Genomic DNA, 17,542 nt, shown 5'->3' with positions numbered 1-17,542 from the left:
AGGACGGGACGGGTGGGCAGACACGGATCGTTCATATATTCGAGCCCGGGCGGGGCAGAGCCCTTGGTGCTCGTCACCGACCCAGGGCGATCCCCCCGGCCGCTGGGCGGTCAGCCCACCGGGTAGACGCCGTAGTCGCCGTAGTCGCCGAGGAGGTCGGCGTAGACGTCGACAGAGGTGGAGCCGGCGTTGTACAGGTCGATCGCTCCGTCGGTGCCGACCTTGACCAGCGCGCGGTTGGCGACGGTGTGTCCCTTCGTGAAGTCGACCGAGTCCACGCCGGGGCAGGAGGTGCCGTCGGCGTAGGCGATGAGGTGGCCGGTGCCGGACGGCGAGGGCACCGTGAGGTTGAGGTCGACGGCGCTCACCCCGCTCGCGGGGACTCCGTGCGCGCCGGTGACCTTGAGCTTGAGCGTGGCGTGGGCACCGAGCCTGGCGATCTTCCCGCCGGTTCCGGCGCCGGTGCGGGTGTTGAGGATCCGCGCCGGGCCGACGGGCTGGAACTCCGAACCGCTCGTGGTGGGGCCGTACCAGCCGACGAGGTCCGCGATCAGGTGTGCCGACGACTTGCCGGCGTTGTGCAGCACGACCTTGTCGTCCACCAGCGGGAGCACGATCTGCTCGGAGGCGGTCTGCCCGGTGGTCCAGTACGGGCCCGTCACGCTGGAGTTGACGGCGCCGTGGGGGGAGGCGGTGAGGCTGCCGGCCCCCTTGGTGGTGGTCGCCGCGACGTTGAGCACCACCGCGTTCGCCCCGGCCGGGACGCCGTGGGTGCCGGCGACCGTCAGCGTGGCGGAGTGGCCGCCGGCGATCGGGCCGGTGACGCCGCCGGTGCGGTTGCGGGTGTCGAGCAGGCGGGCCGGCGTGGCCGGGTGGTAGGTGCGGGCGAACTGGGCGTGCGACTGGAGGCCGACCGTGGCGACGTCGACGGTCACCGGGCCGGAGCTGCCGTTGTAGATGTCGACCGAACCGGTCGGGGTGACCTTGACGGTCGCCTCGTTGGTGGCGGTCCGGCCGGGCTCGAAGTTGATGCTGGAGGTGCCCGGCCGGGTGGTCCCGTGCGGGTAGAGGGTCAGGGAGCCGCTCGCCCTGGCCCCGCTGGTGACGATCTGCAGTTGGGCCGCGTCCACGCCGTCGGAGTCGGCTCGCACGGTGGCCGCCGAGAGCTTCAGGACCCCGTGCCCGGCGATCGTCTTCTCGGTGTCGTGCTGCGGGGTGATGGGCAGGAAGGCGTCCGCGGCGTGGAAGGTCGCCCTGGCGGTGGTGGTCCGGCCGACCCGGTCCGTCTGCGTCAGCGTGGCGGTGTAGGTGCCGGGGGCGGGGTACTGGTGCTGCACCTGCTGCGCGTTGTCGGGCAGGTTGTCCTGGCTGCCGTCGCCGTACGTCAGGGACCGGTACGCGACCTCCCACACGTTCGCCGGTACCGGAAGGGTGAACCGCGCGTACCCCGCCTCGACCTCCCCGTCGTTCGTGACGTCCACAGCGTCGGACAGCGACGCGGCGGGCGGTGTGGCCGTAGCCGCCACGACCGGGGCGTACTGCCCTGTCCGGCTCGACCCGTCGGTGTCGGTCACCGTGATGGTCGCGGTGTACCTGCCCGGCGTGGTGTAGGTGTGGGTGACCGGGGCGCCCGCGGCGCCGGTGACGGGGGCACCGCCGTCGCCGAAGTCGACCGAGTACGTGAATGCCTCGCCCCACGAACTGGTGGCGCCATCCGTCCTCAGCGAGGTGACGAACGGTGCGAGCCCGCTCGTCGGCGACGATATGGCGCCGGCCGGGAAGGAGATGGTGTCCTGCCGCTCGATGGCACCCCGGTCGGGGTGGCTGGTCACGCCGGTACCGGTACCGGTACTGGTACCGGTGTCGGCGACGAGCGGGTCGTCGGCGCGTGAGGCGCCGTTGATGTCGGTGGTGAGCTCGCCGGGTGCGTCGGCGTCGGCCGAGTCGATGAGGACGGAGTGTTCGTTCGGTGCCGTCAGGGACAGCATGTTGAGCCCGTCGATGTCGTGCGCACCCTGCCCGGTCGTGTCCCGCAGTGCCGCGGTGGTGGGGTAGGGGTTGCCGGCCCAGGAGTACTCGGGGCGCGGCCGGGTGGCACCGGGCGCACCGTTCGCCGCCACGTTGTAGTCGCCGGTGACCTGGCCCGCCGAGTCGGCCGACACCGCGTAGAGCGGAGCGGCGGGTGCCGGGCATATGTCGCTCTGCTTCGCCGGCGTGGAGGCGACCACGTTGTTCTCCACCACCCCGGAGCTCCCGCCGTCCAGCGAGATTCCGGTGGCGCAGGGCGCGAGGACGGTATTGCTCGTCACGTTCGCGCCGGACGTCCCCGTCACCGCGATCCCGCCCAGTCGCGGGGTGGTCACCACGTTGGTCGTCGCGGTGACCCGCGCCGCTCCTGGCTCCGCCCGCACGCCGTACGCGTATCCGTCGGCGATCCAGTTCCGGGACACGGTCACGTCCGAGGACGCGCCGTCCACGGTCACCGCGGTCCCCGCGCCGGGGGCCTGCACCGCGGGGCGGCGGAACGACAGCCGGTCGAGGCCGACGCCTTCGGAGCCCGTCACCGCCACCCCGCCCCCGGCGCCGTACCAGAACCCCAGCGATTCGACCCGTACGTCGTGCACCGCTTTCACCGTCAGCGTCGGCCCGGAGCCGGTCGGCGCGAGCTGCGCCCACGAGCCGCCCGCGCCGAGAGGCGCCCCGGTGAACGTGATCGGGGCGTCCTTGGTGCCCGACCTGGTCAAGGTCACCGACCCCGAGTACGAATGATCGTCCGGCGACTCGATCCGGACCGTCTGCCCCGGTTCCACCACGTCGGCCGCCGCCTGCACCGTGCAGAAGGGCGCGCTCCGTGTGCCCGCGCCCGTGTCGCTGCACGCCACGTCGTGGTTCACGTACAACGTCCCGGCCGAACCCGGGTCCGCCGACGCCCTACCGGTATCCCAGCCGCTCACCACCCCCGCCACGAGGAGCACGGCCACGGACACCCCGACTACGGGGCGAGGTCTACGCATGAGGTCTCCACGAAGCGTTCGCGGCAAGGGCGGTGAGCCCCGGGGCGTCGTGCCGAGGTGCGGTGCCGAGTCGTCGTCGACCGACGCCGGCGCGTGACGAGCATGGCGGTTGCGGGCGAACGGCCGCTGAAGGATTGCCGGTTGACTGCCGCGGGTCCTTCACTCCAGCGCTGACACGCAGCCGTCATCGTGTCAGCCCCGCCCCCAAGAAACGGCCATGATCCACCCTCGCCTTGCCCAAGACCGGTCCGTCCGGGACCCGTTGGGGCGATGACGAGACGCCGTCCGCGACGGATGCGGCTGGACGTCCGGTTCCAGCCTCGGGGGTCGCTGCCGGTGCTCGCTGCCGGTGCTCGCTGGCGGGGCTCGCTGGCGGTGCTCGCTGGCGGGGCGTTGCCGGTGCTCGTCGCCTGGTCATTGCCGGTGGTCGGCGGCGTTCCGTAGGGTGTCCCGCTGTGACGTCGTATGAGCGTTTGTCCCTGATCGCTTCGTTCGGCTCGCTGCTTGTCAGCGTCGTCGCCTTCGGCGCCCTGGCCTGGCAGCTGCTCATGCTGTCCCGCGGCACGGCGCTGGACCATGACAGGCGCCGTAAGCAGGCGACCATGGACTACCTCACCAACACCATGGACCGGCGAAGCAATTTACGCGATGAGGGAATTCCCGACGAACGGGATGAAACAGCCATCTCCGAGCTGATCGGTCTCTCGCTGGCAGGTGACAGGGCATCGACCAATCTGATCACCGCGTACTTGACGACCTACAACCATCTGGGCGTCGGAGCGCAGTCGGACGCCTTCGACCTGGGAGTCGTCGATCAGGCGTGGGGCGGTCTGATCACCGCCCTGTGGGACAACTACAAGCCCTGGATCGAGACACGGCGACAGGAGCGCGGCGAGCCCCGCCTCTACGAGGACCTGGAGTGGCTGGCGGGCAGGGTGACGCCCCGACGGTCGGCCGTCGCACCCGCCGGTGACGGAAGCAGCCTCCCCCCGCAGGGCCAGGCCGTACGCGGCTGAGGGCCCGAGGCGCCGGCCTCATGTCGCAGAACCCATGGCGCCGGTCGCGTCCTCGAAGCCGTGTTCCGCCGGGCCGGCCGGGCGCTGGGCCAGCCAACCCGAGACCCTGGGGCCCCCGTTGAGCGCGGCCCCCTGCGTGACCGTGCGGACATGCCGGAATCCCTGGCCGAGGTAGTACCTCTGCAGATCCTCGTTCCTCGTCCACGCGTCCAGACGGAGCCACTCGGCTCCCGCCCGGTGGGCACGGTCACCGGCCCAGTCGAGCAGTCGCCCGCCGAGGTTCCGCCCCGCGTGCGTGCGCGCCACCGTGAGTTTGCCGATGAAGAGGGCGGGCTCCGTCAGCTCCGCGACCGTCCAGAGCCCGGCCGCGGCTTCGGGGCGCGGGGTGAGGGTGATGGTCGCGACCGTCTCCTCGCCGTCCGCGACCATGAACACCGCGCCCGCCTCGATGGCGGCCGACAGCTTGCCGACGGGATAGGGGCGCTGCCACTGATCGGTCCCGAGGCGCTGAAGCCAGACGGCGGCCTCCTGGCGAAAGGCCAGCAGTTCGGACACATCGGCCGGCCGGGCGGAGACGATTCTCACCGGGGCTCCCTCTCACCATGCGGGACGCAGTGCTCTGCCGCGAGTCTTCGGGTTCGACCGCCGGCACGCGCAGGGCACCGGCAACTCCTCGTGCGACGTCGGCATCCGGAAAGTCACGTCGGATTCTCTCGTTCGGACGGTCACTGATCAGGTCGTCGGCCATGTCCTCCATCCTGGTCGATGATCAGCGTTCACGGATGCGGCCGGGCGCCCGGGTTTAACGATTCGGAGAACCTTCGCCCCACTCGCCACTCCTCCCGCATACAGTGCCCTACAGATCGACTTTTCTGAACGCGTTCAGAAGTTCGGGGGAGGGGTCCACGGGGAGGGTTTCGCACGATGCGCAAGGGGGCAAAGGCCGCTGTCATCGGCAGTGTGTTCGCCGTGATGGTGGGAGGCGCCGGGTACGGCGCGTTCAATGTGATGTCGGCGCTCAGCGACGACGGGGGCTCGGGGACGGGCGGGCCCGCGGCCGTCAAGACCGGGCCGCCGAGCAGTGCGGAGGTCAAGGAGACCTCGACGAAGTTCTTCGCGGCCTGGGAGCGTGGCGACGCCGCCAAGGCCGCGGCGTACACGAACTACGCGACGACGGCGGAAGGCCTGCTGGCCGGGTACAGCGCCGACGCGCACCTCACCGGCGTGAAGATCACACCGGGCGCGCCGACGGGGGCCTCCGTGCCGTTCTCCGTCAAGGCGACGGTGTCGTTCGAGGGGAAGTCCAAGCCCTTCGCGTACGACTCCCGGCTCACCGTCGTCCGCGGGAATACCACCGGGAAGGCGCTGGTCGACTGGAAGCCGTCCGTCCTGCACCCCGAGCTGAAGCAGGGCGACACGCTGGTCACCGGCGAGTCGGCGAGCCCGCCGATCGAGGCCGTGGACCGGAACAACGTTGTCCTGACGAAGGAGAAGTACCCCTCGCTGGGGCCGATCCTGGACGCGCTGCGCCAGAAGTACGGCGACACGGCGGGCGGTACGGCCGGGATCGAGCTGGCGATCCATCACGCGACCGAGGGCGAGGGGGACACCACCCTCGTCACCCTCGCCAAGGGCAAGCCCGGCGAGCTGCGCACCACCCTCAGCGCGAGCGCGCAGGCGGCGGCGGAGAGAGCGGTCGCGCGGTACGCCGAGTCGTCCGTGGTGGCGGTGAAGCCGAGCACCGGTGAGGTGCTGGCGGTCGCCAACCACCGGGAGGACGGCTTCAACGCGGCGTTCCAGGGCACCCTGGCCCCCGGCTCCACGATGAAGATCATCACCGCGGCGATGCTCATCGACAACGGCGTGACCACCATGAACGGCCCGGCGCCCTGTCCGGAGACCGCGACCTGGCAGAGCCAGACCTTCCACAACCTCACCGGCCTCGCGCCGAACGAGAAGGCGAGCCTCTCCAACAGCTTCGCGCGCTCCTGCAACACGGCCTTCGTGAAGCTGATCGACGAGAAGCCGCTCACGGACGAGTCGCTGACGACGGAGGCGCAGACGCGGTTCGGCCTCGGCCGCAACAACTGGAAGACCGGCATCCCGTCCTTCGACGGCAACATCCCGGCCTCCGGCGGCCCGGACCGCGCGGCGAACGCGATCGGCCAGGGGCAGATCCAGATGAGTCCGCTGAACATGGCCTCGGTCACGGCGACGGTGGTGACGGGCGCCTTCCGGCAGCCGGTCATCGTGTCGCCCAAGCTCGACGGCCGCGCACTGGCGACGGCGAAGGGCCTGCCCAGCGGTACGGCCGCGCAGCTGCGTTCGATGATGAACCTGACCGCGACCAGCGGCACCGCCGCCCAGGTGATGGCCGGGCTCGGCGGCAGCATCGGCGCCAAGACCGGCTCCGCGGAGGTCGACGCCCAGTCCAGGTCGAACAGCTGGTTCACCGGCTATCGGAACGACATCGCGGCCGCCGCGATGACCCAGGGAGGCGGTCACGGAGTGGATGCGGCCGGTCCTATCGTCGCAGCTGTGCTACGAACGGGCGGCTGAAGTCACCCTTGGCAGGGCGGGACCCTAGGGTGGGGGCTCTCGTTGAGGAGCATGAGGGTGCCGGGGGACCAGGGGAACAGTCGGAGGATCGAAACCTGTGGGGAACAGAAGGCGCGTCGCCGAGCGACGGAAGACGAAGCCCGCCGTGGTCGGCGGGCTGATCGCCGTGGTCGTCGGCGGCGGGGCGTTCGGCGCCTACAGCCTGTACGGCGGCGGTGCGGCGGCCGAGGACCGGACGTCGACGACGGCCCACCACAAGGCCGTGAAGACCGGTCCCCCGTCCACGGCCGAGGTCACGGCACTGTCCACGCGGTTCCTGACCGCCTGGCAGAGCGGTGACCTCGCGAAGGCCGCCGCCGCCACGGACGACTCGGCGGCGGCGACGACCGTGCTCACCGGCTACGGCAAGGACGCCCACATCACCGGCGTCACGCTCACGCCGGGCAGGGCGACGGGGGCCTCCGTCCCGTTCTCCGTCAAGGCCACCGTCACCTACAAGGGCAAGAGCAAGCCCCTGACGTACGAGTCGAAGCTGACCGTCGTACGCCGCGCCGAGGACGGTGTGGCGCTGGTCGGCTGGAAGCCGTCCGTCGTGCACCCGGACCTCCAGGACGGCGACCGGCTGGTCACCGGCGAGGCGGGCACTCCCCCGGTCACCGCGCTCGACCGCGACGGTGGTGAGATCACCACGGCGAAGTACCCGTCGCTGGGCACGGTGTTGGACGGGCTGCGCGAGAAGTACGGCAAGATCGCCGGCGGCAAGGCGGGCATCGAGCTGCGGGTGGTCCGCAAGGCCGCGGCCAAGGGCGCCCAGAAGACCCCCGACAAGACCCTGGTGACCCTCAGCGAGGGCACCCCGGGGACCGTGAAGACAACGCTCAGCCCGACGCTCCAGGCGGACGCCGAGCAGCAGGTCGCCAAGCAGGAACGGGCGTCGGTGGTCGTGATGCGCCCCTCCACGGGCGAGGTCCTCGCGGTCGCCAACACCGGTCACGGCTTCAACACCGCGCTCCAGGGCTCCCTGGCCCCCGGCTCCACGATGAAGGTCATCACCTCGTCGCTGCTCATCGACAAGGGACTCGCCTCGGCGGACAAGCAGCACCCGTGCCCCAAGACGGTCACGTACGGCGGCTGGAAGTTCCACAACGACGACGACTTCGAGATCAAGGGCGGCACGTTCAAGGCGAGCTTCGCGCGCTCCTGCAACACGGCCTTCATCAGCCAGGCGAAGAAGCTGAAGAACGCCGACCTGACGAACCAGGCCCAGCAGTACTTCGGGCTGTCCATGAACAACTGGGCCATCGGCGTCCCGACCTTCGACGGCTCGGTCCCCGTCCAGTCCGCGGCCCAGATGGCGGCCTCGCTGATCGGCCAGGGCGGGGTCCGTATGAACCCCCTGAACATGGCGTCGGTCGCCTCCACGATCAAGTCGGGCGTCTTCCACCAGCCGTACCTGGTGTCTCCGACGGTCGACAACCGCAAGCTGGCCACCGCCTCCCGCGCCCTCCCCGCCACGACGCTCTCCCAGCTCCGCGAACTCATGCAGTACACGGCGGCGTCCGGCACCGCGGCGGAGGCGATGTCCGGACTCGGCCCCGACTACGGCGCGAAGACCGGCTCCGCCGAGGTGGACGGCCAGAAGCAGCCCAACGGCTGGTTCACCGCCTACCGCGGCGACCTCGCGGCGGCCGGCGTCGTCCAGCAGGGCGGCCACGGCGGCGACACGGCGGGGCCGATCGTGGCGGCGCTGCTCAAGGCGGGGAGCTAGTCAGGGGAGCTGGTCCGCGTGACCGGCCCGGCGCGATGCGGGACGCCCAGGCCGGGATCGATACCGCGGAACAGTGCCGCGGCGCCGTCGTCGGTCAATTGCCGAGCGACGAGTGCTTGGGGGACACGGCGAACCGGACCGAGGCAAGGTCGCGCAAGCTCAGCCGGAACATCAACATTCGGCCCATGCCAAATCTATGGTCTTCGCCCTGACGACCTGCTGAGCTTGGCCTCATGGACATCGCCGCTGCCGACCGTCCGTCGGCGACCTACGACCGCATCGGCATGGGCTACCGGGACATACGACGTCCCGATCCCCGACTGCACGCCTTGATCGCCCAGGCACTCGAAGGTGCTCGTACGGTTGTCAATGTCGGTGCCGGCACCGGCTCCTACGAGCCGGAGGGAGCCGAGGTGACCGCGGTCGATCCCTCCCTGGTCATGCTCGACCAACACCCTGGAACGATGAAGGTGAAGGCCACAGCCGAGGCCCTGCCGTTCGCGGACGGCTCCTTCGACGCGGCCATGGCCGTCCTGACCGTCCATCACTGGCCCGAACTGCGCCGCGGACTCGCCGAACTGCGCCGTGTCGCCCGCAGGCAGGCCGTCTTCACCTGGGACCCGGCGCACCGGCCGGAGTTGTGGCTGCTTGAGGAGTACCTGCCGGAGATCCGCGAGCTGGACCACTCCCGCTTCACCCCTCTGACGGAGGTCGCCGACGCGCTCGACGCGCACACCGTGGTGCCCTTCTCGATCCCGCACGACTTCACCGACGGTTTCCAGTGCGCCTACTGGCGCCGACCGGAGTTCTACCTCGACCCGGTCGTCCGGCGGGCCAGCTCGACCTTCGCCCAGCTTCCGCCCGCCGTCGTCGAGCCGGCGATCGCCCGGCTCCGCGCCGACCTCGACTCCGCCACCTGGCATCGCCGCCACGCCGACCTGCTGGATCAGCAGAGCATGGACTACGGATACCGCCTGCTCATCGCGGGCAGGTAGTCGCGTCCCCCCTGAACAGCGTCTCCCGCCCCGGATCGACGGCCCCTCGAACGCCCCGAGTACGCGGCGGCGTGCCCGTCCTCATGCCCCATAGGCCCTCGTCGAGCCGAACCCATACGGCGATACTCGCTACTCATGAGGCGTGATGATCCCCACCGGGAAATCCCGGCCGCCCGAGGGCCCCGGCGCCATCGCGCTACGCGCTCGACCCGGCGGCCGGATCTGTCATCGCGTCAACGATCCCGGCGTGGCGGGAACGACCCTCGGTGATCTCCACAGGGACGCCGTGGCTGTCGCCCGGTCCATCACGACGCAGGGTCGAATTCTCATGATCGTTTACCGGGCTCCGCAAGCTCGGCGGACCATGCCGTTCCGGTACCGGGACATGCACAGCGTCCGCGTCCACACCCGCGACCTCGTTCAGAAAACGTTTTGGAGACAAACCCGATGAAGCTCGCCAAGCGTCTCATCCTCACCACCACGGCTCTCGCCGCCGTGACCGCCGGTACGCTCCTGAGCGCGACGGCCGGCCAGGCCGCCACCCCGCAGCCCGCCCGCACCGGCGTCGACGCCCCCGCCGCGCTGAAGGTCCCCGACGGCAACCGGCTCACCGGCGTCTTCTCCGCCGCGGGCGTCCAGACCTACACCTGCACCGACGGCGCCTGGAAGCTGCTGGAGCCCGCCGCCACCCTCTGGGCCAAGAACGACCGCTCCCACCGCCCCGTCGCCCTGCACTCCCGCGGCCCCGTCTGGGTGTCCACGGTGGACGGCAGTGCCGTCAACGGCGCCGCCATAGCCACCTCCCCCAAGACCGGCACCATCCCCGAGCTCCTCCTGCAGGCCACCGCCACCCGCGGTACCGGGGTCTTCGGCGGCGTCTCCTACATCCAGCGCCTCAACACCCACGGCGGCGTCGCCCCCACCACCGCCTGCACCGGCACCGACCAGGTCAGCGTCCCCTACTCCGCCACGTACGCGTTCTACAAGCCCGCGAAGTAGTGCGGTAGGAAACAGCAGTGAAGAACAACGGCAGGGGCCCTCTGGACGATCTCCAGGGGCCCCTGCCGTTGCTCGGTGACGGTCCCGCCCGCGGAGGCAACCCCACGAGTCAGTCGTGACAACCGTTCCATGTGAACCACATAAGAACCGATGGATCAGTGCGGCACCGGCGCGGCCGCCATGTACGTACGGCGCAGGAAGCGGATCAGTGTCTTCGAGTCGAACTGCACGACCGCCACCCCCTGGGGTGAGTGGAACTCCACCACCGCCTGCACCCGGCCGCACGGCCACACGCTCACGCCACCACTGCTGACCGGCGCCCGGAGTCCCCGCTCCAGCAGATCTCGGGCGAAGGCCCACTCATGGGGGCCGGGCAGCGTGACGCGCACTTTGCGGGGGTCGTCCTCGGGGTCATAACGGAGGAAAACCGGGACGACCTGGTGTTCATCCTCGGCGGAGTCTGCGGTGTCGGTGACGATGTGGGCGCGTGCGTACTGCTCGACGGCGGACATGGACCGACTCCTTACGCTGTGTCACCTGTGCGGAATCTATGAATCTGTCACCCCTCCAATGTCGCACATTCCGCAGAAATCGCCCGCGGATCCCTCCCGCTCCTCGGGTTCCCCGGTCGTCCGCGACTATTCATGGCCATCTCGCTCTTGCAAACCGTTCGCAACAAGGCACTATCATCGAACGGTGCATGTGCCTGACGGATTCATCAACGCCCCGGTCTCCGCGGTCACCGGGGCGGTCGCAGCCGGTGCCATCGCGGTGAGCCTGCGCGGCGCCCGCCGTGAACTCGACGAGAAGACCGCGCCGCTCGCCGGCCTGGTCGCCGCGTTCATCTTCGCCGTACAGATGCTGAACTTCCCGGTCGCGGCCGGAACCAGCGGACATCTGCTCGGCGGGGCGCTCGCGGCGATACTCGTGGGCCCCTTCACCGGGGTCCTCTGTGTCTCCGTGGTCCTGCTGATGCAGGGCATCCTCTTCGCCGACGGCGGCCTCACCGCGCTCGGCGTGAACATCACCGACATGGCGATCGTCACGACGGTCGTGTCCTACGCCGTCTTCCGCGGCCTGGTGAAGGTCCTGCCGCGCAAGAAGCGGTCCATCACCATCGCCGCCTTCGTCTCCGCGCTCCTTTCCGTCCCTGCCGCCGCCGTCGCCTTCACCCTTCTCTACGCCCTCGGCGGCACCACCGACGTCCCGATCGGCAAGGTCGCCACCGCGATGATCGGCGTGCACGTCCTGATCGGCATCGGCGAGGCGACGATCACCGCTCTCACGGTCGGCGCGGTCATCGCCGTACGACCGGATCTGGTGTACGGGGCGCGCGGTCTGCAGCAGCGGCTGAAGCTGCGGGTGGGCGGCGAGCTGGTCGACACACCCGCCCCCGCCGTTCCCGTGGCCGCCCAGACCTCCCGCCGCCGGGTGTGGGCGGTCGGCCTCGTCACCTCCCTCGTCCTGGCGGGCTTCGTCAGCTTCTACGCCTCCGCCAGCCCCGACGGCCTGGAGAAGGTCGCCAAGGACCAGGGCATCGACAAGAACACCAAGAAGCACCACACCGAGGACTCCCCGCTCGCCGGGTACGGCGTCAAGGACATCTCCGACGCCCGGATCTCCGGCGGCCTCGCGGGCGTGATCGGTGTCGGCGTCACGGTCGTCGCGGGCAGCGGGATCTTCTGGGCGGTGCGCAGGCGCCGTACCGCCGACCTCTCCCCCTCGCAGGTGGCCTGAGGTGGGCGCCGGCCACGCGCACCGGCTCTACCGGCACGGTCACTCGCCCGTGCACGCCCTGCCCCCGCACACCAAACTCGCCGCGACCTTCGCCTTCGTCGTCGTGGTGGTCTCCACCCCGCGCGAGGCGATGTGGGCCTTCGCGCTGTACGCCGCGCTCCTCGCGACGGTGGCGTACCAGGCCCGGGTGCCGGCCGCCTTCCTGCTCAAGCGACTGCTGATCGAGATCCCGTTCGTCGCCTTCGCCGTGCTCATGCCGTTCGTGGCGGAGGGCGAGCGGGTCGACGCACTCGGCCTGTCGCTCAGCGTGAACGGCCTGTGGGGCGCCTGGAACGTCCTCGCCAAGGGCACCCTGGGCGTCGCCGCCTCCGTACTCCTCGCCTCGACGACCGAACTGCGCGAACTGCTGCTGGGACTGCAGCGGTTGAAGCTGCCCCCGCTCCTCGTGCAGATCGCGTCCTTCATGATCCGGTACGGCGATGTCATCACGGACGAGATGCGGCGGATGCGGATCGCGCGGGAGTCGCGCGGGTTCGAGGCCAGGGGCGTACGGCACTGGGGTGTTCTCGCCAAGTCGGCGGGAGCGCTCTTCATCCGCTCCTACGAGCGCGGGGAGCGCGTGCATCTCGCCATGGTGAGCCGGGGGTACGCCGGTTCCATGCCGGTCATCGACGAGGTGACCGCGTCCCGGGCGCAGTGGTCGTACGCCCTCACCCTGCCGCTGGCCGCCCTTGTCGTATGTCTGCTGGGATGGACCCTGTGACTACCGCTTCTCTGGAGGTCTCCGGCCTCGCCTTCGCCTACCCGGACGGCCATCAGGCCCTCTTCGGCGTCGACTTCCTCGTCGCGCGCGGCGAGCGGGTCGCGCTGCTCGGCCCGAACGGCGCCGGCAAGACCACCCTCGTCCTCCATCTCAACGGCATCCTGACCGGCGGCGCCGGAACCGTGACGGTGGCCGGACTCCCGGTCGGCAAGCGGCACATGGCCGAGATCCGGCGCAAGGTCGGCATCGTCTTCCAGGACCCGGACGACCAGCTGTTCATGCCGTCCGTGCGGGAGGATGTCGCCTTCGGACCGGCCGCGGCGGGCCTGAAGGGCGCCGAGCTGGAGGAACGCGTCCGTACGGCCCTGGAACAGGTCGGCATGGCCGACTTCGCCGACCGTCCCCCGCACCATCTGTCGTTCGGACAGCGGCGGCGGGTGGCCGTCGCGACCGTCCTCGCCATGGAGCCGGAGATCCTCGTCCTCGACGAGCCGTCCTCCAACCTCGACCCGGCCTCGCGGCGCGAACTCGCCGACATCCTGCGGTCGTTGGACGTGACCGTCCTCATGGTCACGCACGACCTGCCGTACGCGCTCGAACTGTGCCCCAGGGCGCTGGTCCTGAGCGACGGCGTGATCGCGGCGGACGGGAGGACCGGCGAACTGCTCTCCGACGACGAGCTGATGCGCACCCACCGTCTGGAGCTGCCCTTCGGTTTCGATCCGCGCTCGACAGCCCTGCGTACTCCGTGACAATGGGCGCGTGACGAAACAAGAGGACATCGGGTCGTCGGCCGGGTCGCTGCTCCTCGACGACCAACTGTGCTTCGCGCTGTACGCGGCCCAGCGCGCGGTGACCGCCGCGTACCGCCCGCTGCTGGAGGAGCTCGGTCTCACCTACCCCCAGTACCTCGTCCTGCTGTTCCTCTGGGAGCACGGCGAGACCACGGTCAAGGAACTGGCGGACGCGCTGCGGCTCGACTACGGCACGGTGTCACCGCTGCTCAAGCGGCTGGAGGCGGCCGGTCTGGTGCGCCGTGAGCGCTCGGCGCGGGACGAGCGGTCGGTGCTCGTGACGGTCACCGGGCACGGCGAGGCGCTGCGGGAGCGCGCGACGGACGTCCCGCAGGCGCTGCTGGCGGCGACCGGGCTGGGCGGGGACCAGGCGGCGCGGATGCGGGCGGAACTGTGGGAGCTGGCCGAACGGGCGGAGGACGCCGCCGGGCGCGGGCGCTGACCGGGGTTACCGGCGGTTTCTACCCCCTGGTAACGGGCGCTTTCGTACCAGCCGGTACCTTGTGCACGATGTACTTGCACACTTCTGTGTTTTCCGTCCTGGGGGAGGTCCCGCCATGCTCGATGGCACCGCTGTCGACGACACCGCCGTCGACACTCGTCCGACGAAGATCATGTACGTCGCCGAGGCCACCGCGCACGGCGGTCGCGACGGTTTTGTCACCAGCCAGGACGGCCAGATCGAGCTGAAGGTCGCGATGCCGCCCGCGCTCGGCGGGGACGGCAACGGCACCAACCCGGAGCAGCTCTTCGCGGCCGGGTACAGCGCCTGCTTCCACAACGCGCTGGTCCTGGTGGGCCGCCGCGCGGGCCTCGACCTGACCGGCTCCACCGTCGCCGCGAAGGTCGGTATCGGCCCCAACAAGCAGCGCGGTTACGGCCTCGCGGTCGCCCTGAGCATCTCGCTCCCGGTCGTCGACCAGGAGGTCGCGGCCAAGTTGGTGGACGCGGCGCACGAGGTCTGCCCGTACTCGAACGCGACCCGGAACAACATCGAGGTCACGATCCTGCTGGGCTAGGAATCGAACCTTCTGCGTGCGTGTTGCATCCACTGTTGACGGTGGTCGGGCGACAGGGAGTACGGACGTGGACGTGAACGGCACAGTGGCCGAGGGCTTCGAGCCGGTCAGGGAAGCGTTCGTACGGAACTTCGACACACTCGGGGACCGGGGCGCGGCCGTCGCCGTGTACCGGGGCGGGCGCAAGGTCGTCGACCTGTGGGGCGGCACGCGGGACGTGGACGGGACCGCCCCCTGGGAGCGGGACACCGCGCAGATCGTGCGCTCGGCGACGAAGGGCGTGGCCGCCGCCGCACTGCTGATGCTGGCCGAGCGCGGGCAACTGGACCTGGACGCTCCGGTGGGCCACTACTGGCCGGAGTTCAAGGCGCGCGGCAAGGAACGGGCCCTCGTCCGGCATGTGCTCGCACACCGGGCCGGGGTGCCCGTGCTCGACCGCCCGCTCACCCTGGCCGAGGCGGCGGACCCCGACACGGCCGCTGCCGCCGTCGCCGCCCAGCGGCCCGCGTGGGAGCCGGGAACCGACCACGGGTATCACGCGCAGACGTACAGCTGGCTGACGGGCGAGCTGGTGCGGCGGGTCACGGGCCGGTCGATCGGTGCGTGGATCGCGGAGGAGATCGCCGCCCCGCTGGGCCTGGACCTGTGGGTCGGACTGCCGGACGCCGAGGCGGGGCGGGTCGGCCGGGTCGCCCAGGTCGAGTCACCGGCGACGGCCGGCGCGCTGCGCACCCGCCCGAAGCGGACGGTCTCCGAGGCCTATGCGAACCCCTCCTCCCTCACCCGCCGCGCCTTCGCCGCGATCACCCCGCAGCCGGACGAGAACGACCCGGCGTACCTGGCCGCGGTCCTCCCCGCCTCCAACGGTGTCGCCACGGCGGAGGGGCTGGCGCGCTTCTACGCCTCGCTGATCGGGGAGGTGGACGGGGTGCGACTGCTCTCCGAGGGGACGGTCGAGTCGGCTCGCTCCGAGCAGTCCGCGGGCACCGACCGGGTCCTGGTCGTCAACACCCGCTTCGGGCTCGGGTACATGCTGCACGGCAGTGCCTCGCCCCTGCTGGGCGACGGGTCCTTCGGCCACCCCGGGCGAGGCGGCGCCCTCGGCTTCGCCGACCCCGAGTCGGGGATCGCCCTCGGCTATGTGACGAACGGCTTCCGCAAGAGCGTGACGGCCGACCCTCGGCCACAGGCGCTGGTACGGGCGGTACGGACGGCACTGTCGTCGTAGCCGACCGGCCCGGAGCCCCGTACCCGACCGGATGCTGTTGGCCAACCCGGTCGGCCACGTCGGCTCCGCGGCATGTGTGCCGGAAGCCGTGAGCACTAGATCGATCTAGTGCTCACGGTTTCCGGGGAGAGTGTTCCCCGCGGCGGATTTGCCAACAGCATCCCGACCAGTCCGGGGCCGGGGCCGTGCCAGAACACCCCCGCGGCCCTGGCCCGGCCCTTTCCGGTCCGCCCGTACCTCTACGCGCGGCGACCACCAGGATGCGTGGCCGACCGCCCGTCTGTCGTTGGCACACAGTCCCCACCTAGTTGGCGGAGAGTCCACGACTTTCCGGGCCCGCCTCGCGCTCCTTGGCCACCGCCTGCCTGCGCAGTTCGCTCGGCGGGACGCCGAACGCGCCGCGAAAGGCCCGCGTGAACTCGGCGGCGCGGGGGAAGCCCCAGCGGGCTGCGACGGTGTGGACCGGCAGCGCGCGCAGTGCCGGGTCGAGGAGGTCGCGGCGGGCGCTCTCCAGCCGCTGATCGCGGATGTGGGAGGCCACGGTGAGTCCCTCGGCCTGGAAGAGACGGTACAGATGGCTGCGCGAGATGTGGTGCGCGGCGGCGATCCTGGCGGGGGTCAGCTCCTGGTCGCCCAGATGCCGGCGGATGTACGCCTTGATGCGCAGGGTCAGCGTCCGGCCGTGGGTCTCCGGCGACAGCAGGCGGTCGGCGTCCAGCGCGTGCGCGAAGACGGCCGTGACCAGGTCGGCGACGACCGTTCCCAGCCGGGGCGCGTCCGACGGCTGGTAGGAGCCGGTGTCCGAGGCCAACTGCATGAGCACCTGCGCCAGGAGCGCGCCGACTCCCTCGCGGCCCGAGATCCGGCTGCCGATCACCTGGTCGGCCCGGTTCGCGGGCAGCGCCACCAGTGCCCGCGGGATCTCGACTCCCACGAGGCCGACCGGGTCGGCGCCGGTGTGGATCTCGTACGACCGCGAGGAACAGTTGGTGTGGATGTCGTTGACCCGGTAGGCGGCCTGCTGTCTGCCCCAGGCGGCCGCTCCCTCTCCCCGCAGCAGGAGGGAGAGGTGGAACACCTCGGGATCGGACTGGCGGATCAGCTTCGGTGTCCGACGGAAGACCAGGTGATCGAAGGTCGCCGGCCACACCGTGACGTCGCCCAGCTCGATCAGGCGCTGGTGCGCGCGGTAGTCCGCCGTGTGGTCGCTGGCCAGTTGCATGGGCGCGTGTGTACGGCCCATGCGCTGCGTCCATGCCTCGAACCGGTCGCCGACCGGCAGATCCATGCTGCGGAAGACCGACTCGTGCAACACGGTCAGTGGTCGGACACGTGCGTGACGAATCGCTTCCAGGCGGTGGAGGCGACCGTGAGGTGGTTGATGTCACTGCTGTCGCTGTAGCTGCTCTTGAACCAGTGGAGTTCCGTGGCGCTCATAGTGCCCCCCGCGCTCGCTCGATGAAGGCCGGCGACTCTCTCGGCGTGAGAGCCTGCGCCCGGATCATGCCATATCGCAGTTCAAGGATACGAAGATCCCTGGGGGTTGAGACCGGACGACCGTTGAACGCATCTGGGCAACGTCCGACCGCCGCGCCATCGGCGAACTTCAGCATCTGGATCAGGCCGTGATGCACTCCGGCGTGCCCCTCC

15 protein-coding genes and 2 pseudogenes are annotated in these 17,542 nt (G+C 70.6%); 12 read left to right on the top strand and 5 right to left on the bottom strand.

Annotation, left to right across the window (positions count from 1 at the left end):
• Positions 1-110: 110 nt before the first annotated feature.
• Complete coding sequence (locus tag RV986_RS31040; RefSeq protein ID WP_475920546.1) at positions 111-3,014, bottom strand: PKD domain-containing protein; 2,904 nt, start codon at positions 3,012-3,014, stop codon at positions 111-113.
• A gap of 455 nt (positions 3,015-3,469) precedes the next feature.
• On the opposite strand from RV986_RS31040, the gene RV986_RS31035 reads away from it, so the two are divergent.
• Positions 3,470-4,030, top strand: a complete 561-nt coding sequence (locus RV986_RS31035) for a DUF4760 domain-containing protein (protein WP_475920545.1) — start codon at positions 3,470-3,472, stop codon at positions 4,028-4,030.
• An 18-nt stretch (positions 4,031-4,048) separates the two neighbouring features.
• Here the strand turns inward: RV986_RS31035 and RV986_RS31030 are convergent, their stop codons facing one another.
• Positions 4,049-4,615, bottom strand: a complete 567-nt coding sequence (locus RV986_RS31030; protein ID WP_475920544.1) for a GNAT family N-acetyltransferase — start codon at positions 4,613-4,615, stop codon at positions 4,049-4,051.
• A gap of 339 nt (positions 4,616-4,954) precedes the next feature.
• On the opposite strand from RV986_RS31030, the gene RV986_RS31025 reads away from it, so the two are divergent.
• The 5 genes and pseudogenes from RV986_RS31025 to RV986_RS31005 all read left to right on the top strand — a co-directional run bounded on the left by RV986_RS31025 (position 4,955) and on the right by RV986_RS31005 (position 10,351).
• Entirely contained in the window at positions 4,955-6,589 is a 1,635-nt protein-coding gene (locus RV986_RS31025) for a penicillin-binding transpeptidase domain-containing protein (RefSeq protein WP_475920543.1), read from the top strand.
• Positions 6,590-6,686: 97 nt separating this feature from the next.
• Entirely contained in the window at positions 6,687-8,357 is a 1,671-nt protein-coding gene (locus tag RV986_RS31020; RefSeq protein ID WP_475920542.1) for a penicillin-binding transpeptidase domain-containing protein, read from the top strand.
• Positions 8,358-8,590: 233 nt separating this feature from the next.
• A complete protein-coding gene (locus RV986_RS31015) occupies positions 8,591-9,352 on the top strand; it encodes a class I SAM-dependent methyltransferase (protein WP_475920541.1) in 762 nt (253 codons plus the stop codon).
• Between the two features lie 178 nt (positions 9,353-9,530).
• Positions 9,531-9,668: pseudogene (locus tag RV986_RS31010) on the top strand (FtsK/SpoIIIE domain-containing protein); the annotation flags it as partial.
• Positions 9,669-9,799: 131 nt separating this feature from the next.
• Positions 9,800-10,351: a DUF3455 domain-containing protein gene (locus tag RV986_RS31005; RefSeq protein WP_475920540.1), complete on the top strand. Its 552-nt coding sequence runs from the start codon at positions 9,800-9,802 to the stop codon at positions 10,349-10,351.
• Between the two features lie 155 nt (positions 10,352-10,506).
• Here the strand turns inward: RV986_RS31005 and RV986_RS31000 are convergent, their stop codons facing one another.
• Positions 10,507-10,863: an SsgA family sporulation/cell division regulator gene (locus tag RV986_RS31000; RefSeq protein WP_475920539.1), complete on the bottom strand. Its 357-nt coding sequence runs from the start codon at positions 10,861-10,863 to the stop codon at positions 10,507-10,509.
• A 184-nt stretch (positions 10,864-11,047) separates the two neighbouring features.
• Between RV986_RS31000 and RV986_RS30995 the strand changes: the two genes are divergently transcribed.
• The 6 genes from RV986_RS30995 (at position 11,048) to RV986_RS30970 (ending at position 15,892) form a co-directional block, all read left to right on the top strand.
• Entirely contained in the window at positions 11,048-12,088 is a 1,041-nt protein-coding gene (locus RV986_RS30995; protein WP_475920538.1) for an energy-coupling factor ABC transporter permease, read from the top strand.
• A 1-nt stretch (position 12,089) separates the two neighbouring features.
• Positions 12,090-12,851 (top strand): cobalt ECF transporter T component CbiQ, encoded by a 762-nt coding sequence (cbiQ, locus tag RV986_RS30990; RefSeq protein WP_475920537.1) that lies wholly within the window; start codon positions 12,090-12,092, stop codon positions 12,849-12,851.
• Positions 12,839-13,603, top strand: coding sequence for an energy-coupling factor ABC transporter ATP-binding protein (locus RV986_RS30985; protein WP_475920536.1), 765 nt, complete (start codon positions 12,839-12,841; stop codon positions 13,601-13,603). The genes cbiQ and RV986_RS30985 overlap by 13 nt, the downstream gene beginning before the upstream one ends.
• 10 nt (positions 13,604-13,613) lie before the next feature.
• Positions 13,614-14,087, top strand: a complete 474-nt coding sequence (locus RV986_RS30980) for a MarR family winged helix-turn-helix transcriptional regulator (RefSeq protein WP_475920535.1) — start codon at positions 13,614-13,616, stop codon at positions 14,085-14,087.
• A gap of 115 nt (positions 14,088-14,202) precedes the next feature.
• The gene (locus tag RV986_RS30975; protein ID WP_475920534.1) at positions 14,203-14,664 is read left to right on the top strand and encodes an organic hydroperoxide resistance protein; all 462 of its coding nucleotides are present in this window, start codon (positions 14,203-14,205) and stop codon (positions 14,662-14,664) included.
• A 67-nt stretch (positions 14,665-14,731) separates the two neighbouring features.
• Positions 14,732-15,892 carry a serine hydrolase domain-containing protein gene (locus RV986_RS30970; RefSeq protein WP_475920533.1) on the top strand — a complete coding sequence of 387 codons (1,161 nt, stop codon included), beginning with the start codon at positions 14,732-14,734 and terminating at the stop codon, positions 15,890-15,892.
• A gap of 304 nt (positions 15,893-16,196) precedes the next feature.
• On the opposite strand, the gene RV986_RS30965 is transcribed toward RV986_RS30970, so the two are convergent.
• Together RV986_RS30965 and RV986_RS30960 are read right to left on the bottom strand one after the other, a co-directional pair.
• A complete protein-coding gene (locus RV986_RS30965) occupies positions 16,197-17,207 on the bottom strand; it encodes a helix-turn-helix domain-containing protein (RefSeq protein ID WP_475920532.1) in 1,011 nt (336 codons plus the stop codon).
• Between the two features lie 118 nt (positions 17,208-17,325).
• A pseudogene (locus tag RV986_RS30960) lies at positions 17,326-17,541 on the bottom strand (transcriptional regulator); the annotation flags it as partial.
• Between the last annotated feature and the right edge of the window lies 1 nt (position 17,542).

It is taken from the genome of Streptomyces sp. RLA012, from assembly GCF_056270325.1.
This window is presented reverse-complemented; position numbering and strand designations above follow the sequence as displayed.

Coding starts and splice junctions, on each gene's coding strand:
- RV986_RS31040 (WP_475920546.1), bottom strand. CDS start 3,014: ATGCGTAGACCTCGCCCCGTAGTCGGGGTGTCCGTGGCCGTGCTCCTC.
- RV986_RS31025 (WP_475920543.1), top strand. CDS start 4,955: ATGCGCAAGGGGGCAAAGGCCGCTGTCATCGGCAGTGTGTTCGCCGTG.
- RV986_RS31015 (WP_475920541.1), top strand. CDS start 8,591: ATGGACATCGCCGCTGCCGACCGTCCGTCGGCGACCTACGACCGCATC.
- RV986_RS31005 (WP_475920540.1), top strand. CDS start 9,800: ATGAAGCTCGCCAAGCGTCTCATCCTCACCACCACGGCTCTCGCCGCC.
- RV986_RS31000 (WP_475920539.1), bottom strand. CDS start 10,863: ATGTCCGCCGTCGAGCAGTACGCACGCGCCCACATCGTCACCGACACC.
- RV986_RS30985 (WP_475920536.1), top strand. CDS start 12,839: ATGGACCCTGTGACTACCGCTTCTCTGGAGGTCTCCGGCCTCGCCTTC.
- RV986_RS30975 (WP_475920534.1), top strand. CDS start 14,203: ATGCTCGATGGCACCGCTGTCGACGACACCGCCGTCGACACTCGTCCG.